This is a genomic window from Cellulophaga omnivescoria, from assembly GCF_001999725.1.
In the GTDB taxonomy this organism is placed as follows: domain Bacteria; phylum Bacteroidota; class Bacteroidia; order Flavobacteriales; family Flavobacteriaceae; genus Cellulophaga; species Cellulophaga omnivescoria.
On the sequence record NZ_MDDP01000006.1, the window covers coordinates 16,858 to 39,965 of the forward strand.

The 23,108-nt window shown below is 31.5% G+C and carries 19 protein-coding genes and 1 tRNA gene; 10 read left to right on the plus strand and 10 right to left on the minus strand.

Annotated features, from left to right (window positions below):
• Positions 1-56 precede the first annotated feature (56 nt).
• Positions 57-1,175 carry a serine hydrolase gene (locus BFJ87_RS03780; protein ID WP_077400166.1) on the minus strand — a complete coding sequence of 373 codons (1,119 nt, stop codon included), beginning with the start codon at positions 1,173-1,175 and terminating at the stop codon, positions 57-59.
• Positions 1,172-1,414, minus strand: coding sequence for a hypothetical protein (locus BFJ87_RS03785; RefSeq protein WP_077400471.1), 243 nt, complete (start codon positions 1,412-1,414; stop codon positions 1,172-1,174). Before BFJ87_RS03785 ends, BFJ87_RS03780 begins: the two co-directional genes overlap by 4 nt.
• Before the next feature lie 224 nt (positions 1,415-1,638).
• Here BFJ87_RS03785 and BFJ87_RS03790 point away from each other — a divergent pair, with 224 nt between their 5' ends.
• The 6 genes from BFJ87_RS03790 (at position 1,639) to BFJ87_RS03815 (ending at position 8,581) form a co-directional block, all read left to right on the plus strand.
• On the plus strand, positions 1,639-2,520 hold the full coding sequence (locus tag BFJ87_RS03790) for a peptidyl-prolyl cis-trans isomerase (protein ID WP_245799582.1): 882 nt from the start codon (positions 1,639-1,641) through the stop codon (positions 2,518-2,520).
• A complete protein-coding gene (locus tag BFJ87_RS03795; RefSeq protein WP_077400173.1) occupies positions 2,504-3,931 on the plus strand; it encodes a peptidylprolyl isomerase in 1,428 nt (475 codons plus the stop codon). The genes BFJ87_RS03790 and BFJ87_RS03795 overlap by 17 nt, the downstream gene beginning before the upstream one ends.
• Positions 3,932-3,940: 9 nt before the next feature.
• Positions 3,941-4,894: an AAA family ATPase gene (locus BFJ87_RS03800; RefSeq protein WP_077400176.1), complete on the plus strand. Its 954-nt coding sequence runs from the start codon at positions 3,941-3,943 to the stop codon at positions 4,892-4,894.
• A gap of 200 nt (positions 4,895-5,094) precedes the next feature.
• Entirely contained in the window at positions 5,095-7,362 is a 2,268-nt protein-coding gene (locus BFJ87_RS03805) for an aconitate hydratase (RefSeq protein WP_077400179.1), read from the plus strand.
• Positions 7,363-7,464: 102 nt separating this feature from the next.
• Positions 7,465-8,019 carry a TlpA family protein disulfide reductase gene (locus BFJ87_RS03810; RefSeq protein WP_245799583.1) on the plus strand — a complete coding sequence of 185 codons (555 nt, stop codon included), beginning with the start codon at positions 7,465-7,467 and terminating at the stop codon, positions 8,017-8,019.
• 1 nt (position 8,020) lies between these two features.
• Entirely contained in the window at positions 8,021-8,581 is a 561-nt protein-coding gene (locus BFJ87_RS03815) for a TlpA family protein disulfide reductase (RefSeq protein ID WP_077400182.1), read from the plus strand.
• A 50-nt stretch (positions 8,582-8,631) separates the two neighbouring features.
• Here the strand turns inward: BFJ87_RS03815 and BFJ87_RS03820 are convergent.
• Positions 8,632-8,715, minus strand: a tRNA-Leu gene (locus BFJ87_RS03820).
• Between the two features lie 160 nt (positions 8,716-8,875).
• Between BFJ87_RS03820 and BFJ87_RS03825 the strand changes: the two genes are divergently transcribed.
• Positions 8,876-10,165 (plus strand): cryptochrome/photolyase family protein, encoded by a 1,290-nt coding sequence (locus tag BFJ87_RS03825; RefSeq protein WP_077400184.1) that lies wholly within the window; start codon positions 8,876-8,878, stop codon positions 10,163-10,165.
• Here BFJ87_RS03825 and BFJ87_RS03830 read toward each other — a convergent pair whose 3' ends face one another.
• From BFJ87_RS03830 to BFJ87_RS03855, 6 genes are all read right to left on the minus strand, one after another.
• Entirely contained in the window at positions 10,166-10,849 is a 684-nt protein-coding gene (locus BFJ87_RS03830; RefSeq protein WP_077400187.1) for a lycopene cyclase domain-containing protein, read from the minus strand. It abuts the gene before it with no gap.
• Positions 10,849-11,307 carry a sterol desaturase family protein gene (locus tag BFJ87_RS03835; RefSeq protein WP_077400190.1) on the minus strand — a complete coding sequence of 153 codons (459 nt, stop codon included), beginning with the start codon at positions 11,305-11,307 and terminating at the stop codon, positions 10,849-10,851. Before BFJ87_RS03835 ends, BFJ87_RS03830 begins: the two co-directional genes overlap by 1 nt.
• The gene (locus BFJ87_RS03840) at positions 11,307-11,765 is read right to left on the minus strand and encodes a hypothetical protein (protein ID WP_077400192.1); all 459 of its coding nucleotides are present in this window, start codon (positions 11,763-11,765) and stop codon (positions 11,307-11,309) included. The genes BFJ87_RS03835 and BFJ87_RS03840 overlap by 1 nt, the downstream gene beginning before the upstream one ends.
• Positions 11,766-11,818: 53 nt before the next feature.
• Entirely contained in the window at positions 11,819-12,655 is an 837-nt protein-coding gene (locus BFJ87_RS03845) for a phytoene/squalene synthase family protein (RefSeq protein WP_077400195.1), read from the minus strand.
• Complete coding sequence (locus tag BFJ87_RS03850) at positions 12,655-14,115, minus strand: phytoene desaturase family protein (RefSeq protein ID WP_077400198.1); 1,461 nt, start codon at positions 14,113-14,115, stop codon at positions 12,655-12,657. The genes BFJ87_RS03845 and BFJ87_RS03850 overlap by 1 nt, the downstream gene beginning before the upstream one ends.
• Positions 14,116-14,241: 126 nt before the next feature.
• Complete coding sequence (locus BFJ87_RS03855) at positions 14,242-16,203, minus strand: fasciclin domain-containing protein (RefSeq protein ID WP_077400201.1); 1,962 nt, start codon at positions 16,201-16,203, stop codon at positions 14,242-14,244.
• A gap of 141 nt (positions 16,204-16,344) precedes the next feature.
• On the opposite strand from BFJ87_RS03855, the gene BFJ87_RS03860 reads away from it, so the two are divergent.
• Both BFJ87_RS03860 and BFJ87_RS03865 read left to right on the plus strand, forming a co-directional pair.
• Entirely contained in the window at positions 16,345-17,217 is an 873-nt protein-coding gene (locus BFJ87_RS03860) for a MerR family transcriptional regulator (RefSeq protein WP_077400204.1), read from the plus strand.
• Between the two features lie 197 nt (positions 17,218-17,414).
• The gene (locus tag BFJ87_RS03865) at positions 17,415-18,737 is read left to right on the plus strand and encodes a Gfo/Idh/MocA family protein (protein WP_077400207.1); all 1,323 of its coding nucleotides are present in this window, start codon (positions 17,415-17,417) and stop codon (positions 18,735-18,737) included.
• A gap of 21 nt (positions 18,738-18,758) precedes the next feature.
• Here BFJ87_RS03865 and BFJ87_RS03870 read toward each other — a convergent pair whose 3' ends face one another.
• Positions 18,759-19,628 carry an AraC family transcriptional regulator gene (locus tag BFJ87_RS03870; protein WP_077400210.1) on the minus strand — a complete coding sequence of 290 codons (870 nt, stop codon included), beginning with the start codon at positions 19,626-19,628 and terminating at the stop codon, positions 18,759-18,761.
• Between the two features lie 223 nt (positions 19,629-19,851).
• Between BFJ87_RS03870 and BFJ87_RS03875 the strand changes: the two genes are divergently transcribed.
• Complete coding sequence (locus BFJ87_RS03875; RefSeq protein ID WP_077400213.1) at positions 19,852-23,106, plus strand: DUF1553 domain-containing protein; 3,255 nt, start codon at positions 19,852-19,854, stop codon at positions 23,104-23,106.
• Positions 23,107-23,108: the final 2 nt, after the last annotated feature.

Genomic DNA, 23,108 nt, shown 5'->3' on the forward strand with positions numbered 1-23,108 from the left:
TAAATTGGTTATATACTATAACAAGTTTAAGCGTTAAATAGTATAATAGGTTATTTTTAGTTCTGCTTTTTTTGTAGGTTGTAATTGTAAAATTCTCTACCTAACTCTGCTAAAAATGGAATTCCCACAGTTTCATACTCGTAGTTATTGTCATTAAAAACCTCATTTTTATTTACCAGTATTGTTGCTGTAAGCATATAACTAATATCGTTTTCTGTGTCTTCAATAAAAGCACAGTCTGTTAAAGTGCCATAGTTGTAACCAATATTATTGTATATTTTTATGTTATTTGGTATTGGCTTTTTTGTATCGTCATACATAAAAAACTTAGCATAACTTGCTTCTTTAGGGATGCTGCTCATTACTTTTGTCAAAAACGATAAATCATCTTCATATAAATTAAATTGCTGCTCTTTTTTAAATGACTCAGGAAAAATTATGCGCTGTAACACCTGTTGTTGAGCATCAATACTATAATAGTTTTTTAGGCTAAAATCTAGAGGTTCTTTTTGTAGAATTTCGTCGTTATCAATATAAGCGGTACCCTTTTTTACCTTATCAAGTTGTAAAGGAGTAATAGGGCTGTTAATTATAGCCTTAGTATTTATGGTTGTACTGTCATTTAAATAAATAACTAAAGGTTTTGTAGTAACATTATCAGCATCTTCTGTAGCTAATCTATGAGCTATTCTAACATTTTCTACACCTTTTTCTTTAAGTTTTTGGTTAATATAATCCTGACCCAAAAACTCAAATAATCTATTGTAAGCATCATTGTTATTTAAGGTAAATAATTTAATAATTTCCTTAGCAAATGTTGTTTTTAAAGTATCACCTTCAATAAAAAACTCGGTATCCTTAGTGTAGCCTTCGCTTTCAAATATTTTTTCTAACGTTAAAACAGCAATAGGTAATTTTACAGAGCTAGCTGGATAAAAGTAATTATTTGAATTGGTGTTAAAATCAAAATTATTAACCACAAAAACACCATTGGTCTTTTTTATTTCGGTATATCTAAATTGTACTTCATGATTAGTAATGCTATCTAACACCTTTTTTATATTATCACTTTTAGATGCAATAATATAATTAATAGGATGGTTTATTTTTTGCTGTTTTTCCTTACAAGAAAATAGTAATGCAAATAATAAAAAGCTTAGTGTGTATGGTTTCATTTTGTAGTATATAATTCTCCTCTATGAGGTTTTAATGCGTCTCTCACAGCAATCATTTCTTTTTCATTAACAACTAAGTATGCTATACTATGCATATCTGTTATAACTGTGTATCCGGTTATATTAAGGTCTAGTTTTTCGGCACTAATAAATTCTTTTAAATGTATTTCATGATGTTCTGCCGTTTTTTCTGCAGCTGGGCCTCTAAAATCCCATATAAGTTTTATTTGTTTAGCCATGTAATTTAAGTTGATATAAATAATATTTAGAGGTAAAACTACTATTTCTTTATGTAAATTAGAGGTAACAGGCAACAATTAAAATACTCCTGTTAATCTAAATGCTTGTTTTTTGCAGTAAAATTTACTTTTTTTTAGTATTTAGTGCCAAAAAGTGTTAATCATTTTACAATAAATCTTGTATCGCAACATCTAATTGTTATTTTTGCGTGATGCACCAATTTATGCAACATATAAATAAGTTAGTTTTCTTGTTAGGAATACTTTATGGCACGTTAACACTTAGCTCATGCCAAGGTGTTTTTGTTAGTGATAAAGACAAGGTTGCCATAGCAAGGGTAGGAGAAAACTTTTTGTATAAAGAAGATATACAAGATTTAATACCAAAAAACACCTCAAAAGAAGATAGCACCACTTTGGTAACCAATTACATTAATAATTGGGCTTCTAAGCAGTTGTTAATGTCAAAATCTAAAGTAAACCTGTCTGAAGAGCAATTGGCGGAGTTTGATAGGCTTGTGGCAAATTACAAAACAGATTTATACACTGGAGCTTACAAAGAAGCTCTGGTGCAAAAAGAACAAGACACCGTTATAAGCAAAGAGGAGTTAAATACTTTTTATGAAAAAGAAAAAGAAAATTTTAAGCTTAACGAGAAAATTGTAAGAGTGCGTTATGTAGAGTTACCACCACAATTTTTAAATAAATCTGCAGTAATAGAAAAATTAAAAGGGTTTACAGATAAAGACCGTATGTATTTAGACTCTATTAGTGTACAATTTAGAAAAGTTAATTTTAACGATTCGGTTTGGGTAGAAGCCTCTAGGCTAAAGAGTGAAATACCTCCTTTAACATCAGAAAATGAAGACCAATACTTAAAAAAAGCACAATTTTTTGAGATGCAAGATTCATTAGGGGTATATTTGACCAAGGTTGTAGATATGTTAAATAAAAACGAACCTGCACCTTTACAGTATATTACGCCAACAATTAAACGTGTTTTATTAAACCGTAGAAGACTAGAATACTTAAGGAAACTAGAAGTAGATATTATAGATGAAGCTATTAAAAATAAGGAATTTGAGATATATGAAAAACAAGAATAACAACATTACTTTTTTACTTGCAATGTTATTAACTGTTACGTTTACAGCTAATGCAATGCAAGAACAAGAGCAAGCAGATGATGTTGTGCAAATTGCACAAGACACTATAAAATCTAACTTTAAAAGAGTAAAATTAGATGGTGTTTCTGCTGTTGTGGGTGATTATGTAATATTAGATTCTGATATAGAAAAAACACTTATAGATTTACGTAGTCAAGGTGTTTCTGAAGATGATGTAACTAAATGTGGTTTGTTAGGTAAATTAATGGAAGACCGTTTGTACGCACACCAAGCAGTACAAGATAGTTTGTTGGTTTCTGATGATGAAGTTAATGCAACAAGTGAAAGACAAATACAAGGTTTAGTAGGGCAAATTGGTTCTATGGACAAATTACTTAAGTATTATAAAAAAGACTCTCAAGAAGCATTAAGAGAAGATCTTTTTAAAATTAATAAGCTAAGAATGTTGTCTGAAAGAATGCAGCAAAAAATTGTAGAAGAAATAGAGATTACTCCAGAAGAAGTAAGACAGTTTTACAAAAAGATACCAAAAGAAGAAAGACCAGTTTTTGGTGCACAGTTAGAGATTGCACAAATTGTAAAGCAACCAGAAGCTAGTGATGAGGAAAAACAAAAAGTAATAGATAAGCTTAATAAAATAAGAGAAGATGTTTTAGAAGGTGGTTCTAGTTTTAAAATTAAAGCAATTATTTCATCTGAAGATGAAGGTTCTAGATCTAATGGTGGTTTTTATAAACTTACTAAAGAAACTAATTTTGTTAAAGAATTTAAAGATGTAGCTTTTGGTCTAAAAGAGGGAGAAGTTTCTGAGCCTTTTGAAACTAAGTTTGGATTTCATATTATTTACCTAGAAAAAATTAGAGGTCAGGAAAGAGATGTAAGGCATATTCTTATGGCTCCTAAAGTATCTGATGAAAGACTAGAAGAAGCTAGGATAGAGTTAGAGAAGATTAGACAGAGAATTTTAGATGGAGAATTAACATTTGCAGAAGCTGCTTTAAATTTTTCTGATCAGAAAGAAACAAAATACGAAGGGGGGCAATTAAGAAACCCACAAGATTTTGGAACTAAGTTTGAGCTTACTAAAATGCAGCCTGAGTTGTATAACCAAGTTAGAGATATTAAAGATAATGAAATCTCTATGCCAATTTTAGAGGTAGAGCAGCAGGGTGGTGCAAAAAAGTATAAGATAATGAAAATTACCAATAGGTATGATGAGCACGTAGCAGATTTTGCACAAGATTATACTAAAATTCAGGAGTTAGCGTTAACGCAAAAAAGAGTAGACGCTATACAAAAATGGATGGTAGAACATATTAATGATACTTATGTAAGTATTAATAAAGACAATAAAGATTGCGAGTTTAAAAACAACTGGTTTAAAAAATAGTAAAACTTTATGTCAGACGTAACTGCTGTTAAAAATCTAGTTGAAAAACACCAAGCACTAAAGCAAGAAATTGCTAAAGTTATAGTTGGGCAAGATGTAGTAATAGATCAAATTTTATTATCTATTTATACAGGTGGCCATTCTTTATTGGTTGGCGTGCCCGGTTTAGCAAAAACCTTAATGGTAAATACAATAGCCCAAACCTTAGGGTTAGATTTTAAACGCATACAGTTTACGCCAGATTTAATGCCTAGTGATATTTTGGGTAGTGAAATATTAGACGAAAAAAGAAACTTTAAATTTATTAAAGGCCCTATTTTTTCTAATATTATTTTAGCAGATGAAATAAACAGAACACCGCCTAAAACGCAAGCGGCTCTTTTAGAAGCAATGCAAGAAAGGGCTGTAACAATAGCTGGTAACCATTACAAATTAGATCTTCCTTATTTTGTGCTAGCAACACAAAACCCTATAGAGCAAGAAGGTACATATCCTTTGCCAGAAGCACAGTTAGATAGGTTTATGTTTGCTATAGAATTACAATACCCATCTGTAGCAGAAGAAATAGAGGTTGTTAAACGTACAACATCAGACAATAAACCGGTAATTAATGCCCTTTTTAGTGCAGAAGAAATTGTAGCGGTACAACATTTAGTGCGCAAAATTCCAGTGCCAGACAATGTTGTAGAATATGCCGTTAAATTGGTAAATAGTACTAGACCTAATCTAGAAACAGCTACCGATTATGTTAAACAATATATAGATTGGGGAGCAGGGCCAAGAGCTTCACAAAATTTAATATTGGCAGCAAAAGCACACGCTGCTATTAATGGTAAATTTTCACCAGATATAGAGAACGTTCAATCTGTGGCAACTGGTATTCTTAGACACAGAATAATTAAAAATTACAAGGCAGAAGCAGAAAATATCTCTGAAGAACAAATTATTGCTAAATTATTCTAAATTAAAGAAAAATCAATTTCAAACGTTTTCGTAAACAATTTGATAAAATTTTAAGTAAAAAATGATGCATTCATTTTTACAGGTACTTTTTTTTGTTTTTTTAGCAAAATAACATGAATCGTTGGTTAATTTCTTCGTTTACCCTTTAGATTTTATTAATTTTGTGGAATTGCAATAAATTAAACTCAAAACTAAAAGGAATGGCATTTGACATTGATATGATAAAAGGGGTTTATGCCCGTATGGCTGAACGAGTAGATATGGCTCGTGAAATAGTAGGAAAGCCACTTACACTTTCAGAAAAAATATTGTATTCTCACTTATGGGATGGTAAACCAAATACTAAATTTACAAGAGGTAAAGATTATGTAGATTTTGCACCAGACCGTATTGCTTGTCAAGATGCCACCGCACAAATGGCATTATTACAGTTTATGCAAGCTGGTAAGCCAAAAGTTGCAGTTCCTACAACAGTACACTGTGATCACTTAATTCAAGCTAAAAGTGGTGCTGCACCAGATTTAAAAGTTGCAAACACAACAAGTGCAGAGGTATTTAACTTTTTAGAGTCTGTTTCTAATAAATATGGTATTGGTTTCTGGAAACCAGGAGCAGGTATTATTCACCAAGTAGTTTTAGAAAATTATGCATTTCCTGGCGGAATGATGATTGGTACAGATTCTCATACAGTTAACGCTGGTGGTTTAGGTATGGTTGCTATAGGTGTTGGTGGTGCAGATGCTGTAGATGTTATGGCAGGTATGGCTTGGGAACTAAAGTTTCCAAAATTAATTGGTGTTAAATTAACTGGTAATATCTCTGGTTGGACATCAGCAAAAGACGTTATATTAAAAGTTGCAGGTATTTTAACTGTAAAAGGTGGTACAGGTGCAATTGTAGAATATTTTGGAGAAGGTGCTAAAAACCTTTCTTGTACTGGTAAAGGTACAATTTGTAATATGGGTGCAGAAGTGGGTGCAACTACATCTACATTTGGTTATGATGAGTCTATGGAACGTTATTTACGTGCAACAGACCGTAATGATGTTGCAGATGCAGCAAATGAAGTAAAAGAGCACTTAACTGCAGACCCAGAAGTTTACGCTAATCCAGAGCAATATTTTGATGAGGTTATAGAAATTAATTTAGATGAGTTAAGACCTCATTTAAACGGACCTTTTACTCCAGATTTAGCTACACCAGTTGGTGAGTTAGGAGAAAAGGCAAAAGCAAATGACTGGCCTTTAAAAGTAGATTGGGGATTAATAGGTTCATGTACTAACTCTTCTTACGAAGATTTAACAAGAGCAGCTTCTATTGCTAAGCAAGCAGTTGATAAAAAAATTAAGCCAAAATCAGATTTTGGTATCAATCCAGGTTCAGAGCAAATTCGTTTTACTGCAGAAAGAGATGGTATTTTAGAAATTTTTGAAAATTTAGGAGCAACAGTATTTACTAATGCTTGTGGTCCTTGTATTGGGCAATGGGACAGAAGTGATGCTAAAGGTGATGAGAAAAACACAATTGTGCACTCATTTAACCGTAACTTCTCTAAAAGAGCAGATGGTAACCCAAATACACACGCATTTGTTGGTTCTCCAGAAATGGTTGCTGCAATAGCAATATCTGGTCGTTTAGATTTTGATCCTATGAACGATACATTAATTAACGAAGATGGTGAAGAGGTAAAATTAGATATGCCATTAGGTATAGAGTTGCCACCACAAGGTTTTGATGTAGAAGATGCTGGTTACTTAGCTCCAGATGAAGATGGTTCTGGTGTAGAGGTTAAAGTTTCTCCAGATTCTGAAAGATTACAATTATTAGAGCCATTTACGCCTATTAAAGATGAAAGTTTAATAGGAGCTAAATTGCTTATTAAAGCTTTTGGCAAATGTACAACAGACCACATTTCTATGGCTGGTCCTTGGTTACGTTTCCGTGGGCATTTAGATAATATTTCTAACAACTGTTTAATTGGAGCTGTTAACGCTTTTGGTAAAAAAACAAACTTTGTTAAAAACCAATTAACAGGAGAGTACGGTGGTGTTCCAGATACCGCACGTGCATACAAAGCTGCAGGTGTTAGATCTGTAGTTGTGGGAGACCATAACTATGGAGAAGGATCTTCTCGTGAGCACGCAGCTATGGAGCCAAGACATTTAGGTGTTGCAGCGGTAATAGTTAAGTCTTTTGCACGTATTCATGAAACAAACCTTAAAAAACAAGGTATGTTAGGTTTAACATTTGCTAATGAAGCAGATTATGACTTAATTCAAGAAGATGATACATTTAACTTTGTAGACATAGCAGAATTTGCGCCAGACAAACAATTAACTTTAGAGTTAGTTCATGCAGATGGTAGTAAAGATGTTATTAAACTAAACCACACGTACAATCAACCTCAAATAGATTGGTACAGAGAAGGTTCTGCGTTAAATGTAATTAAAAAAGAAAACGCGGCATAAGCCAAGTTTGTTTTAATAAAAGAAAACTCCCGAAGTAATTCGGGAGTTTTTATTTTTATATGAATTTATCTTCCTATTTTAGGGGTTATTATACAATATAAAATGAAAAAGAAAACAGTTTTTACTCTTTTAATAATGCTTCTTGTAGCAGCATTTTTTTGGACTCCCTTAGGGCATATGGGAAAAATATTTTTAAACAATATGGTAGCAACTGCTCCTTCTGTTATTACTAAAGAAAATCAGAAAAAGGTAACAGATTATGACTGGGTTTTAAAAGATGAAGACCATAACTTATTTAATTTTACCAAATCTAAAGGAAATGTAATTTTCATAAACAATTGGGCTTCGTGGAAAGTGCATTGTGAAGCCGAACTACAATCCATACAAAAGTTTTATAATGACTATAAAAATAAAGTAGATTTTTATATAATTACTAATGAGGAAAAAGATGTGGTAGAAGAATTTATGCAGCTTAAAAAATTTAATTTTCCTGTTACTTATTTAATTATTGATGCTAAACACGCTGTAAATACAACAAAAGTACCATCTAGTTACGTTATAGATAAACAAGGTAATATTGTTATTTATGAGGAAGGCATATCTAACTGGGATAACAATAAAGTATACCAAACTATAGACAAACTTTTAGCCAAATAAAATGCCTATTACTAAAAAAAGAATATTAAATATTGTTTTTTATGTACTTTTAATTGCTATAGTATTTACGCCGTTAGGATTTAAAGTAAAGGTTTTTACAAGCAGAGTTTTTTCGGGAAGTGCAACTGTTCTAAATGAACAAGAACAAGTTATGGTGCAAAATTTTAATTGGAAATTTGTAGACGCCAACGGCAATAACTTCAATTTAAATAATTACCAAGGTAAAGTAATTTTTATCAATTTTTGGGCAACTTGGTGTCCGCCTTGTGTAGCAGAAATGCCAAGTTTACAAAAGTTATATACTGACTATAAAAATGATGTAGAGTTTATTTTTTTAGCAAGCGATAAGGTAAACAAAGTAAAGGCATATTTAAACGACAACAATTTTAGTTTTAATGTGTATTATTCTAATTACATGTTACCAAAAGAGCTTAAACATACAGTAATTCCAACAACATTTGTATTAAATAAATCCGGAAAAATTATAATTAAAGAAACAAGTGCAAAAAATTGGAATAGCGAAAAAACACGAAAATTATTAGATAAACTTTTGAAAGAATAAAATATAGATTGAAAAAATAAAAAAGCGCTTTGTAAAAAGCGCTTTTTTTGTGACTACGACTGGAGTCGAACCAGCACGTTCTTAAGAACACTACCCCCTCAAGGTAGCGCGTCTACCAATTCCGCCACGTAGCCATTGGTAAAATAATATATAGCACAAATATAACTATGTGCTATAGATAAATAAACTTTTTAATTTGATATTTTATGTCTTTAATATGTGCATTAGCATAGTATATAATAGCTTTTTAAGTGAATAGGCCTTATTTTTGATACAAGCATAATTATAGTTTTTATGAGTGATAAAATTTCTGTTTTTTGGTTTAGGAGAGATTTAAGAATTGAAGACAATACGGCACTGTGTAATGCATTAAAATCTGGTAATTCCGTACTTCCTGTTTTTATTTTTGATAAAAATATTTTAAATGAACTAGATGAAGATGATGCAAGAGTAACGTTTATACATAAAACTTTATCGGTTATAAATTTAGCTTTAAAAGAATATAATAGTAGTGTACTATGCTTGCATACAACACCAGAACTTGCTTGGAAAAAAATAGTAAGTACATACAATGTAGAGCGTGTTTTTTTCAATAAAGACTATGAGCCATATGCAAGAGAAAGAGATCAGAAAATAACTTCATTTTTAAACGATAAATCTATAGAGGTTAAGTCTTATAAAGACAGTGTTATTTTTGAAGAGGATGATGTTTTAAAGAATGACGGTGATCCCTATACAGTTTATACTCCTTATAAAAATAAATGGCTATCTAAATTTACTCCAGACCTAATTGAAGATAAGAAATGTGATTTTAAAGGTAAATTATTAGAGTTTAATGCAGACTTTCCTTCATTAGAAAATTTAGGATTTAGTGCATCTAATATAACTGTAGAACCATACAATTTAGAGCATTTAGATGTTTATGCAGAAAAAAGAGATTTTCCGTCTGATAATATAACAACGTATTTAGGCCCACACTTGCGTTTTGGAACCGTAAGTGTACGCAAATTAATTAGAGGTTTAGATGGTTTAGAAAGTGTGTTTTTAAGTGAATTGGTTTGGAGAGAATTTTTTACTCAAATCTTATTTCATTTTCCAAAGGTTGTTACCCAAAATTTTAGATCTAAGTACGATGGTATAAAATGGCGTAACAATAAAGACGATTTTGAAAAATGGTGTTCTGGTAATACTGGTTATCCTATGGTAGATGCTGGTATGAGACAGTTAAACAAAACAGGTTATATGCACAATAGAGTGCGTATGATTACTGCTGGCTTTTTATGTAAGCATTTATTAATAGATTGGCAGTGGGGAGAGGCTTATTTTGCTAAAAAGTTGTTAGACTATGAGTTGGCCTCTAATAATGGCAATTGGCAATGGGCAGCAGGTACTGGTTGCGATGCTGCTCCGTATTTTAGAATATTTAACCCTATTACACAATTAAAAAAGTTTGATAAAGATTTTAAATATGTAAAGCATTGGATTCCTGAGTTGGATGGTTTTAATTATCCGCAGCCAATGGTAGAGCATAAAGCAGCCCGAGAGAGAGCACTAAAAGTCTATAAAGAAGGTATAGAAGATTAATTATTGATTTTGTTTGTTAAAGTAACGAAACAACTCAATATTCATAAAAATAAGTACAAGTCCGTAAAAACAATCTTCTACAGGTATAGTACCTATTCTAACACCTAAATTTTCTGCATTGTTATACCAAACAATAGGAGACTCTAAAAAACTGCCAGTTAACAAACCATTACTGGCTAAAAAAAACGGTATAATTATTAAATACGTTAAATAATGATAGCTAAGGTTTGTTTTTTTATAGTACAAATAAACTAAAAAAAGGACGGCTAAAATACCAGTTGTACACGTGTATAGCTTGTTTAAGTTAAATAGAGCGGTAATTAAACAAGCAGCAATTATTGTAAATGTAATGTATTTTTCAATTTTTTGTAATGGATTATTTTTTATTAAATATAATAAAGCAAAGTATGTAAAAACGCATGCATATGGTATTGCAATAAAAAATAATATTTCTTCAATAGGTAATTCACCTAAAAATATACCACTAAGGTAATCTTTATTAAAGCCCCAAACACCTATGGCGGTAAACCAGTAATCCCAAATTATAAAAAACAAAGCTACCGGTATACAGGCTTTAAAAAATGCTTCCCATTTTTTGTAAAAAGCGTGTTTTGGGTAAAAGCTAGCAATAAAAGGTATACTAATACAGGCAAAATTTATAAGTAGGTAAAAAAGGGGCTTCATTAAGGTTTGTATTGTTTGTGATATTTTTTTGGGACATATAACATTCCAAAACACTCTCCGTGTTCTTTACCTAAGTGTTTGTGGTGTACTTTGTGTGCTTTACGTAAGCCTATTAAATATTTATTTTTAGTTTTTTTAAACCACTTAAAACGTTGGTGTATTAAAACATCATGTATTAAAAAGTAAGCAATGCCATAAAATAAAATGCCTAATCCAATAAAAAACATAAAGTTTAGTTCAGGTCTAATACCAAAGAAAAATAAAGCAATACTTGGTATTGCAAATATTACAAAAAACAAATCATTTTTTTCAAAAGGGTGTGGGTATTTTGGCTGATGATGGTCTTCATGTAAAATCCATAAAAAACCGTGCATTACGTATTTGTGAGTTATCCAAGTAATAACTTCCATAACAGTAAATGTAACAATTGTAACTAGTATAAAAAGTACTATTTTCATTAATTTGGGCTTATTGTATTTATATTTTTTAAAATTACTTTTTTGTAGCTTTTAGGTAACGGGGATGCGTTTAAATTATCTAAAATAAATTTTTTATCTGCTGCAATTCTTGTGTTATACCCTAAAAAACTAGGAATGTTATTTTGCACTAAGTACCTTACATACCTAGCTTCAATATCATTAGGATATGTTTTTATATAATCTTCTAAAGTTTTTTTACCTTCATTAAAATATGCTAATTTTCTAAAAGGCCACACGGTAAACTCTGCTTTTTTCATAGTGCATGAGGCTATGTAAGGTGTCACTTTATTGCAATTAATTTTTTTACTAGCTTCTATAAATTGCTTTAAATCATTATTAGTTTTTATAGTATGAAATGTATTTCTAACATTGTCTAAATTAGAACAATCTGTATATTGATTATAGATTATAGCAAACAAGAGAAAAAATAATTTCATTAACTAAGTTTAAAAGTCCGTACTAATAAACTATAAAGTTATAAGAAAATACTTTATATGATATTAAATTTAAATCTAATATATGCTTTGGTTAAAATTAAAAACTTTAGCGGGTTAGAAATGCGTATTCTACTATTCATAATACTACTGGTATCTGCCTTTTTTAATTTATTAAGTAACTTAGAGTAGTATTTATAAGCTACAAAAACTCCTAATCTACTTTCTAAAGGAAGTTGTACAATACCTTTATAAGCTTCTGCAAAATCGTTTTCTATATCTTGTAAAATACGATCTTTAGCTGTGTGAGTAAGGGTGTTAGTATTTAACTCCGGAAAATAAGATCTTCCTAACTCATTAATATCATCTTTAAAATCTCTTAAAAAATTTACTTTTTGAAAAGCAGACCCTAAGTACTGAGCAGATTCTTTTAAGTGGTTAAACCTTTCATTATCATTGTTTACAAAAACACGTAAACACATTAAGCCAACAACATCTGCAGAACCATAAATATATTCTTTATACTCTTCTCTTGTGCTGTATTCGGTTTTATTAAGATCAAAACGCATACTAGTTAAAAATGCGTCTACATACTCTTGTAGTTCATATTTTAAAACCACTTCTTGAAAAGAGTTAATTATAGGATTTAAACTTATTTTACGTACAAGAGATTTTCTGTATTCTTCTTCAAACTCATTTAAAAGTATTTCTTGATCGTAATCATGAAAAGTATCAACAATCTCATCTGCATACCTTACAAAACCATATATGGCATATATTGCTGGTCTAATAGATGGGGCAAAAAGTTTTATACCTATAGAGAATGATGTACTATACGTTGTGGTTATTAATTTGCTACAATTAACGCTAGAAGAATCAAACAGAGCTTTCATTATTTACTGTGTTTTAAAATTAGTTCACTTACTACTTTGCCAGAAATTAATGATGGTGGCACACCTGGACCTGGAACAGTTAATTGTCCGCAGAAATATAAATTGTCTATTTTTTTACTTTTTAATTTGGGTCTTAAAATATGGGTTTGCAATAATGTATTTGCTAAACCATAGGCATTACCTTTGTATGAGTTGTAATCATCTTTAAAATTATCTACACAGTAGGATTCTTTAAACAAAATATCCTCTTTTAAACTTTGGTCTGTAAGTATTTCAACTCTTTCTATAATTTGATTAAAATAATGCTCCCTTAGCTCATTTGTATCTTCAATATCTGGAGCAATTGGAACTAAAAAAATAGCAGCTTCTTTACCATTTGGTGCACTGGTAGCATCTGTTTTACTAGGAAAACTAGCATAAAACAATGGTTTGTTTGGCCATTCTTTAGTGTCATAAATAGTTTTAGCGTGCTCTTCAAAATCAGTATCAAAAAATAAAGTATGATGATTTACTGCTTCAATTTTTTTGTTGAAACCCACAAAAAATAATAGAGCAGAAGGGGCAAATATTTTTTTGTCCCAGTAGCTCTCTGTGTATTGTCTGTATTGTTTAGGAAGTAAAGTTTCTGTGTGGTGGTAGTCTGCACCACTTAAAAGAATATCACATTCTAGGTATCCACTTTTGCTCTCTACACCTTTTACTTTACCATCTTTAATGTCTATTTTTAAAACAGGGCTATCTGTAATGGTTTTTACACCTAAGCTCTGTGCTAATGTTTGCATACCTTCTACAACCTTATACATACCACCTTGTGGGTGCCAAGTACCAAGTTTTAGATCTGCATAGTTCATAAAATTGTAAAAAGATGGTGTGTTACTTGGTTTTGCTCCTAAAAATAAAACGGGAAACTCTAAAACTTTACGTAGCTTATCATTTTTTACATAACCAGATACCTGATTTTTAATTGTTAAAATAAACTCGTACAACTTAGTTATTGTTTTGCGGTTTATAATCTCAAATATATTTTCTCCTGGGTTGTAAACAAGCTTTTTTATAGCAATGTCGTAATTAATGCGTGCTTTGTTTATAAACCGCTCTAATTGTTTACCGCTACCTGGTTCTATTTTCTCAAACGTATCTCTAGTTTCGTTAAAATCTTCAGAGATAGAAATAGCATCTTTTTTACCAAAATAAATTTGGTAAGCAGGATTTAACTGGTCTAATTGATAATAATCACTTGTTTTTTTATTAAAATCAGTAAAAAACTTATCAAAAACATCCGGCATCCAATAAAAAGTTGGACCAATATCAAAAACAAAACCATTTGTTTTTAATTGTCTAGCTCTACCACCAGTTGTTGTGTTTTTTTCTAGTATAGTAACGTCATAACCTGCTTTAGCTAAGTAACAACTAGCAGATAATGAAGAGAAACCAGAGCCTATAATGATTATTTTTTTCATAGATTGTTAACAAGTATCTTCCTAAGATACTATTTGTTTTTAAATATAATATTAAAAACCGGTGATTTTTACATCACCGGTACAACAACCAAATTAACCCAACCAACAGGTTAACTTAATTTAATGTTAATGAGTATCTGGCATTAACACTTTATTTATAATATGTACAACACCATTGCTAGCTTCTACATCTGCTGTAGTAACTTCTGCATTACTATCTGTAGCATCTGTAATAAATACACCACCCGTTAAGTTAACAGTAACATCTTGTCCTAGGGCAGTAGTTACCATTTGTCCGTCTGTTAGGTCTGATGATAATACAGCAGCTCCAGATACTACATGGTATTTAAGTATGTTTGCTAAAAGTGTTTTTTCATCTTCAGTATCAAAATCTGCTAAGCTTGTATAATCTGGTCCTAAATCTTCTAACAAAGCTTCAAAAGCAGCGTTTGTAGGTGCAAATACCGTGTACGGTCCTTCCATACCTAGTAGTTCTACCAAGCCAGCATCTGCTTGTTGTAGAGCAGTTACTAATAAGGATAAATCGTCTGTTGCAATTGCAAGTTCAACGATATTAGGTTGTAAAGCATCTACAATTTCTTGTGGTAATAACACCTTATCTATAATGTGTATAACTCCATTTTTTGCTTCAATATCAGCAGTAGTTACCGCTGCGTCTGTATCTGTAGCATCTTGTATAAATACGCCACCAGTTAAATTAACTGAAACTTCTTCACCTTGTGCAGTTGCAATCATTTGCTCATTACTTAAATCTGTAGAAAATGCAGCCGTTCCTGCCACTACATGATATTTTAAAATTGTAGCTAACATTGTTTTTTCTTCTTCAGTATCAAAATCAGCTAATTCGTTGTAATCATCTCCTAACTCTTCTAACAAAGCAGCGAATGCAGCGTTTGTAGGTGCAAAAACTGTAAATGGCCCTTCTGTACCTAATAAATCTACTAAACCAGCATCTGCTTGTTGTAAAGCACCAACCAATAATGACAAATCATTAGTAGCTATTGCTAATTCTACAATAGTTGGTTGTTGATCAGCAATAAAATCTACTGCAGACTGTGGTAGTAATACTTTATCTATAACATGAGCAACACCATTAGAGGCCATAATATCTACAGCAGAAATATTGGCATTAACATCTGATGCATCAGAAATAACAAAAGTACCTTCGTTATCTACTACTTCAATAGTATTGTCTGCCAAGGCAGTACCTACTTCACCAGCGGCTAAATCTGTAGATAATACTTTTGCAGGCACTACGTGGTATAATAAAATATCTTTTAATAATTGTATTTCTTCATCAGTATCAAAGTCATCTAAAGAAGTATAATCATCTCCTAACATATCTAAAAGAGCAATAAATGCAGTATCTGTAGGAGCAAATACAGTAAAAGGCCCATCAGAGTTTAATGTGTCTACTAAACCAGCTTTAATAACAGCAGCTTCTAAAACAGTAAGTGCATCACTGCCTACAACTACATCAACTAAGGTTCCTAAGTTAATGGCGTCTATTACGGCTTCAGGTAACAAAACTTTATTTATAACGTGTACTATACCGTTTGTGGCATCTACATCTGCCGTAACAACTTGTGCATCTGTATCTGAAGCATCACTTACAAATACGCCATTATTAAGCGTAATGCTTAAGTCATCTCCTTGTAGCGTTGTAACAGTTTGTCCGTCTGTTAAGTCGCTAGATGCAACAGCTGCACCAGCAACAACATGGTACTTTAAAATAGAAGCCAATAAAGCTTTTTCTTCTTCTGTATCAAAATCATCTAAAGAAGAATAACCATCTAAACTTGCAAATAATGCTGTAAATGCATCATTTGTAGGTGCAAAAACTGTAAAAGGACCTGTACCGCTTAAAGCAGATATTAAGTCTGAGTTTGGACTCTCGTCAGATTTTGCTAAAGCAGCAACCAAAGAGCTAAGCGCATCCGTGCCAGATGCCGTCTCTACAATGTTTAATTGAGCTTCTTTTTCTTGAGGTGTGTCATCATCATCATTACAAGATGTGAATGCAAATAAGAAAAGAACTAATGCCGAAAAATAAATTTTAATTTTCATATTGTCTAACTTTTATAAGGTTATTGTTAGACAAATGTATTAAATTATTTTAAAATGTCTAGTAAAAAGAATAAAAAATTAGACAAAATATGATTTGAGTGTATTTTTCAATTATTTTTGCAAACAGAAAATTGTAAACAAATGGGTAGTTATTCAATGTCTCAGGTAGCCACATTAACTGGTATTAATGCACACACTCTACGAAAGTGGGAGAGCAGATATTCCTTTGTACAACCAGAGCGTACCGATACTAACATTAGATATTATACAGATGAGTTGTTGCGTAAGTTATTAAACGTTAGTATTTTACATAGGAATGGTTTTAAAATATCTAAGATAGATAAGATGTCTAATGAAGAGTTGCACGCCAATGTAACAGAGGTTTTATTAAAGCCTATAGATGGTGATGTACTTACGGCTTTAATGTTGTGCTTGTTAGAAATGAATGAACGAGAATTTGTGAAAATTTTAGATGGTCATATCTTAAATAAAGGACTTTTACAAACGGTTTCAGATCTAATTTATCCTTTTTTAAACCAAATAGGAGTGCTTTGGGGTATAGACAAAGTGATGCCCGCTCAAGAGCATTTTGTTTCTAATTTAATTAGACAAAAAGTTATAGCTGCTATTGATAATTTGACCTTGCCAGAATCAGATGCATCTAAAATAGTAATGTTTTTACCAGAAAATGAACATCATGAAATAGGATTATTACTTGCGCAATATATAGCAAAAGACTTAGGCTGGAATGTTTATTATTTAGGGCAACATGTACCACTAGAAAATTTAAAATCTGTGCAACAAATTGTGAAGCCAAATTTAATGCTTACAATGTTTATTACCACAATACCCGATAGAGTAAAAGATAAAATTGAAGAGATACTTAATAATACATCTGCACATTTGCTAGTAGCCGGTAACCCCATTAATTTAAAAGAAAAATATTTTGAAGAAAGAACAACTTATGTGGCTAACCCGTCAGAACTAATAACTATTCTTCAAGAAAAAAAATAAAAAGTTTATTACTTCATCTATAATCCGAAAACTTATGGTTTTCGGATTTTTTTTCTATTCCCTTAAAATTAACCATTTATGTTACAATTTTAAACACTACTATTACTAGACAAACCATAGTATAGCTAATTTTATGAAACTAAATAACTAAATTTAGTAACATACCTTATAACTAATAAAAATAACAACCTATAACTATGAAGGACACAAAAAGTACTAAAAAACCAAAAACAAAATCTAACATATCTAGAAGAGGTTTTATTACAAAAACAGCTTTAGCAACAGGAGCCATTACTATTTTGCCAAGGCATATTTTTGGAAGAGGGTTTGTTGCTCCAAGCGACCGAGTTAATATTGGATTTATTGGCTTAGGAAAACAAAGTAGGGGGTTGGCTAATAATTTTGTGGGTGTTACCAACTCACAAATTGTGGCAGCGTGTGATGTTTGGTCTACTAAAAATGAATGGTTTAAAGGTACCGTAAATAAAATTTATGCAGACAAAAGAAACCAAAATAGTTACAATGGAGTTTCTACATACACAAATTACAAGGAGTTGTTAAACCGTAATGATATAGATGCTGTGGTTATTGCAACACCGGATCATTGGCATGCAATACAAGCTATAGACACTATGAAGGCAGGTAAAGATGTTTATTGTGAAAAACCTTTAACTCATAATATTAATGAGGGTATAGATCTAGTTAAAACAGCAAAAAAAACAGGTAAAATATTGCAAACTGGTAGTATGCAACGTTCTAACAAAAATTTTAGAAGAGCCTGTGAACTTGTTAGAAATGGTTACTTGGGAGATATAAAACAGGTACTTGTAAATGTAGGAGACCCTGCAGTACCATACAATTTAAAAGCAGAAACACTACCAAGTGAGGTAAATTGGAACAATTGGTGCGGACCTGCACCTTTATTAGACTATAACCACAGGTTAGCACCTTCTCGTAACGATGTTGATTTTTGGCCAGACTGGAGACTTTATGAAGAAGTAGGTGGTGGTATACTTTGTGATTGGGGAGCTCATATGTTTGATATTGTACAATGGGCATTGGGTATGGATAGATCAGGACCAGTTAAGTATGTGCCGCCAACAGATAGAACAGCTGTTAGAGGTTTAAAAATGTATTATGATAATGGAGTAGAAATGATACACCAAGACTTTGGTAGAAAATGGGGTGTACGTTTTATAGGGTCTAAAGGGAATATGGACATAAGCCGTAACTATTTTGAGACTACACCTCAAAATTTAATAAACGCAGAGTTAACCTCGTCTGATACAAAATTGTATGACACAAAAGGGAATCACTACCAAGATTGGATTACTTCTATAAAAAATAGAACTCAACCTATTTGTGATGTAGAAACAGGTCACCGTTCTGCAACAGTATGTAATATTGCTAATATTGCGTATAATTTAGGTAGAGATTTAGATTGGGATCCTGTTAAAGAAAAGTTTTTAAATGATAGAGAAGCTAATAAAATGCGAGGTAGAAAAGAACGTAAGTTTTAATACATAATAACCTTATTACATTTATATATTCACCTGCTCCTTTCTAAAAGAAGCAGGTGTTTTTTCGGTATGCTTTTTAAAAGATCTAGAAAAGTATGATACATTTTCAAAACCAACCTTTTGTGCCACCTCTTCTAAAGAGTCGTTTGTGGTTAATAGCAGTAGTTGTGCACGCTCTATTCTTTTGGTTTGTATGTATTTATTAGGTCTAATACCATAGGTTTGTAAAAATAACTTAGAAAAATAATCTGTACTGTAATGGCACTTATTAGCAAGCTCATCTATAGAAATTGGTAAATGAAGATTTTTATTAATGTAGTTTAGTATTTGGTTTAAATTAGAGTTGGTTAGGTTTATTTCTTTAGGGAGTTTATTATTTGTTATAAATTTAGATATTAATATATTTAATATTCCTTGGGTTTCTATAAACTCTTTTGTGGTTAAATTTTCATTTTGTTTAATAAAGTCTAATAGTGTAGGTCTATTATCATACGTTTTAGGGTCACTATTTTTAATTTCCCTATTGGCATTTAAGTCAACCAATCTTTTAAAATAATACAAGCTTTTTTCATCTGCTTTTACTTCGTAGTCAAAATTTTTAAAATTGTATATAGACAAGCCATTATTAATTTCCTCTAAAAAACTAATGTAATATTGCTCATGATAATCCTCACAAATATACCTAGCATAAGTATAGCTAGGAATTAAGTATAGGTAGCCAGGCTTTAAAATGTAAACTCCATCATTATGGTACACTTTAGCAGTGCCTTTTGTAATGTAATACATTCTGGTAAACGGACTAATAACATTGTCAAAATTCCATGATGTACCTAATTTGGCATAGCCAGTGTTAAGTAAAGTTAACCTTAAAGATTGTAGAATTTCTATCATATTTAGTACTTATTCTTCTAAAATAGCTGATTTAGTATTTTTCTAAAACTAGACACTTTTTTAAACAACTACTTAAATCTCTACTAAAATAGCAAATTTTAGTAGATTATATCACTAGATAAAAACTGAACATAACGGAAATGTATATTTTATAAGCTGATTTGGTCAATAAAATGGCTACAAGTTATTTTATTTTTGAGATGTTAAATAATCGTCAAATTTTATGTTAAAAAATAAGATACTGTTAATTATAAGTGGTGTTTTTTTGTTATTGTGTTCTTGTGGAGGTCCAAACTTACCAGAGTTGGTGGCTGTAGAATATAACAACTTACCAGAAAAAGTAGATTTTAATCAGCATGTAAAACCAATTTTGTCTGATAAATGCTATTTGTGCCATGGTCCAGATAAAGGAAACATAAAAGGTGGCTTGCAATTACATGAGGCTAGTTTTGCTTATGCAGAATTAACAGAGACTCCAGGAAAATTTGCAATTACTCCAGGTAATTTAAATAAAAGCGAGTTTTTTCATAGAATAATTACAGATGATCCTAAATTAATAATGCCAGAACCTAGTTCTCATTTAACCTTAACAGATTATGAAAAAGCTGTTTTAATTAAGTGGATTGAAGACGGAGCTGAGTATAAAGATCATTGGGCATTTATTAAACCAGAAAAGCCAGTTGTACCAAAAATTAAAGAGCCTAATTTAGCTGCAAATGCTATAGATAATTTTGTTCTTGCAAAATTAGAAGAAGTAAACCTTTTACCTTCTAAAAAAGCAAACAGGCATATGTTACTCCGTAGGGCTTCTTTAGACCTAACAGGCTTGCCACCAACACAGCAAGAAATACAAAATTTTATAAATGATACTTCTACTAATGCTTTTGAAAAACAAATAGATAGGTTATTAGCATCTCCGCACTTTGGAGAGCAAATGACATTAGATTGGATGGATGTTTCTAGATATGCAGATACTCACGGTTATAGTAATGATAGGTATAGAGATACTTCTCCGTGGAGAGATTGGGTAATAAAATCTTTTAATGAAAATATGCCTTATAATGAGTTTTTAACTTGGCAATTGGCAGGAGATTTATTTGATGACCCAACAACAGAACAAAAAATAGCAACAGCTTTTAACAGACTGCATCCGCAAAATTTAGAAGGTGGTATTATAGATGAAGAATTTAGATCTGAGTATGTTGCAGATAGGACCGCTACAGTAACACAAGGTATGTTAGGCTTGTCTTACGCTTGCGCAAAATGCCATGACCATAAGTATGACCCTATTTCGCAAAAAAACTATTATGAGATGTATAGTTTTTTTAATAATATAGATGAAACTGGCTTAATTCCTTGGGATTTAGCTACACCAGTTCCTGCAATGATGCTGCCAACTAAAGAGCAAGAAGGGGTAATTGCTTATCTAGAAAAAATTGTAAATACTACAGAAAATAAACTAGCGCAAACTGCACAAAATGAAACCACAAAAGCAAACAAGTGGTTAGCCAATAATAGTCATCAAAAAATACCATTGCAGCCAACACCAAATGGTTTGGTGGCCTCTTTTAATTTTAATACTCCAAAAATAACAAATGCTATAGGTGGTAACGGACAAAATAATATAAGAATGCGCCAGCAATTTGTAGATAATGAAAAACCTATTTACAAAAAAGGAGCTAGTGGTAACGGTTTGTTTATGAATGGAGATACTTGGTTAGATTTAGATAAAATTGGTATTTACCAAAGAAATCAGCCATTTAGTATAGGTATAAAAGTATTTATACCAAAAGATTTAAAAGAGGGAGTTATTTTTCATAAAATGAATAGCCCAGAGCTACACAGTTTTAGAGGGTATCATTTAAAAATAAAAAACAATAAACTAGAGGCTTTACTAGCTCATGTATATCCAGATAATGCTATAGTAATAGAGTCTTTAAATAATGTACCAAAGGAAAAATGGATACAACTTACTATGACCTATGATGGCTCTAGTAAAGCAGACGGGGTAGCTATTTATGTAAATGGAGAAAAACAAAAAACAAAAACTGTTTATGATAATTTATATAAAGATATTGTATTTCATGAGATAAGATTATACGGTCCAGAGAGTGAAAAACTAGAACCAGGTTTGCGTATTGGAGCAGTATGGAGAGGTAAAGGTATTGGAGGAGCCACTGTAGATGATTTGCTGGTTTACAATAAAGAATTAAGTGAAATTGAAGTGTTGCAAATTGCAGATACAGAAAAACTAAAAACATTTAAAAATAAAACCTTTGCTAATTTATCTAAAGCAGAAAAAGATAAACTATTAAAATATTACCTACATACCAACTCTGAGTCTTACACTGCTATGCTAAAAAAATTAGAAAAAGACAGACTTGTTTTAGTAGATAGTATAGACCCTGTTAAGCAGATTATGGTAATGAAAGAGCGTAAAACGCCAAGACAAACCTATATTTTAGATCGTGGTAATTATGATTCTCCTACAGATTCTGTTTTTCCTAATGTGCCAGAAGATATACTGCAATGGAATAATAGCTGGCCTAAAAATAGGTTAGGTTTAGCCAAGTGGATTACAGATAAAAACAACCCTTTAACTGCCAGAGTAACGGTAAATAGGTATTGGCAGAATTTATTTGGTAGAGGTCTTGTGTTAAGTTCAGAAGACTTTGGTAACCAAGGAAATCTGCCTACACACCCTAAATTGTTAGATTGGTTAGCAGTTAGTTTTGTAGAGTCTGGTTGGGATGTAAAAAAACTATTTAAAACTATAATGCTAACAAATACATACCAGCAGAGCTCTGTAATATCTGAAGAGTTATTGGCTGTAGATGTAGAAAATAAATGGTTGTCTCGCGGTCCGTCCTCAAGGTTATCTGGAGAAATGTTAAGAGATAATGCCTTATTAGCATCTGGTTTGTTAAACAAAAAAATTGGAGGAGAAAGCGTAAAACCTTATCAACCTAAGGGATTATGGAAAGTAAATAGTGATGAGTATGTTCAAGACGGGGAAGAAGATTTGTACAGAAGAAGTATGTATACCATTTGGAAACGCTCCGTGCCAAACCCAACTATTGCAACTTTTGATGCTCCTACTAGAGATTTATGCTCTTCTCGTAGACAAAAAACCAATACACCATTACAAGCTCTTGTTGTTCTTAATGATCCTACATACATAGAAGCATCTAGGGTGTTGGGTAAAAAAATGTCTGAAATAAAAGATGAAAAAGAGGCAGTTAACTTAGCCTTTTTAAGGCTTACAGGAAGAAATGCCAATCAAAATGAACTAAAACTACTAATTAATTTACAAAAATCAGAATACGAGAAATTTAGTGCCAATTTAGATAAAGCAAAAGGTTGGTTACAAACAGGGGCTTTTAAATTGTCGGACACAGATAACAAAGCTCTGGTAGCAGCAAATGCTGTTGTAGCTAGTACAATAATGAATGCAGATGCAACAATTACTAAAAGATAAAT

Excerpts from the sequence above, each read along its gene's own strand:
- BFJ87_RS03780 (WP_077400166.1), bottom strand. The coding sequence starts at position 1,175 with ATGAAACCATACACACTAAGCTTTTTATTATTTGCATTACTATTTTCT.
- BFJ87_RS03785 (WP_077400471.1), bottom strand. The coding sequence starts at position 1,414 with ATGGCTAAACAAATAAAACTTATATGGGATTTTAGAGGCCCAGCTGCA.
- BFJ87_RS03790 (WP_245799582.1), top strand. The coding sequence starts at position 1,639 with ATGCAACATATAAATAAGTTAGTTTTCTTGTTAGGAATACTTTATGGC.
- BFJ87_RS03795 (WP_077400173.1), top strand. The coding sequence starts at position 2,504 with ATGAAAAACAAGAATAACAACATTACTTTTTTACTTGCAATGTTATTA.
- BFJ87_RS03800 (WP_077400176.1), top strand. The coding sequence starts at position 3,941 with ATGTCAGACGTAACTGCTGTTAAAAATCTAGTTGAAAAACACCAAGCA.
- BFJ87_RS03805 (WP_077400179.1), top strand. The coding sequence starts at position 5,095 with ATGGCATTTGACATTGATATGATAAAAGGGGTTTATGCCCGTATGGCT.
- BFJ87_RS03810 (WP_245799583.1), top strand. The coding sequence starts at position 7,465 with ATGAAAAAGAAAACAGTTTTTACTCTTTTAATAATGCTTCTTGTAGCA.
- BFJ87_RS03815 (WP_077400182.1), top strand. The coding sequence starts at position 8,021 with ATGCCTATTACTAAAAAAAGAATATTAAATATTGTTTTTTATGTACTT.
- BFJ87_RS03825 (WP_077400184.1), top strand. The coding sequence starts at position 8,876 with ATGAGTGATAAAATTTCTGTTTTTTGGTTTAGGAGAGATTTAAGAATT.
- BFJ87_RS03830 (WP_077400187.1), bottom strand. The coding sequence starts at position 10,849 with ATGAAGCCCCTTTTTTACCTACTTATAAATTTTGCCTGTATTAGTATA.
- BFJ87_RS03835 (WP_077400190.1), bottom strand. The coding sequence starts at position 11,307 with ATGAAAATAGTACTTTTTATACTAGTTACAATTGTTACATTTACTGTT.
- BFJ87_RS03840 (WP_077400192.1), bottom strand. The coding sequence starts at position 11,765 with ATGAAATTATTTTTTCTCTTGTTTGCTATAATCTATAATCAATATACA.
- BFJ87_RS03845 (WP_077400195.1), bottom strand. The coding sequence starts at position 12,655 with ATGAAAGCTCTGTTTGATTCTTCTAGCGTTAATTGTAGCAAATTAATA.
- BFJ87_RS03850 (WP_077400198.1), bottom strand. The coding sequence starts at position 14,115 with ATGAAAAAAATAATCATTATAGGCTCTGGTTTCTCTTCATTATCTGCT.
- BFJ87_RS03855 (WP_077400201.1), bottom strand. The coding sequence starts at position 16,203 with ATGAAAATTAAAATTTATTTTTCGGCATTAGTTCTTTTCTTATTTGCA.
- BFJ87_RS03860 (WP_077400204.1), top strand. The coding sequence starts at position 16,345 with ATGGGTAGTTATTCAATGTCTCAGGTAGCCACATTAACTGGTATTAAT.
- BFJ87_RS03865 (WP_077400207.1), top strand. The coding sequence starts at position 17,415 with ATGAAGGACACAAAAAGTACTAAAAAACCAAAAACAAAATCTAACATA.
- BFJ87_RS03870 (WP_077400210.1), bottom strand. The coding sequence starts at position 19,628 with ATGATAGAAATTCTACAATCTTTAAGGTTAACTTTACTTAACACTGGC.
- BFJ87_RS03875 (WP_077400213.1), top strand. The coding sequence starts at position 19,852 with ATGTTAAAAAATAAGATACTGTTAATTATAAGTGGTGTTTTTTTGTTA.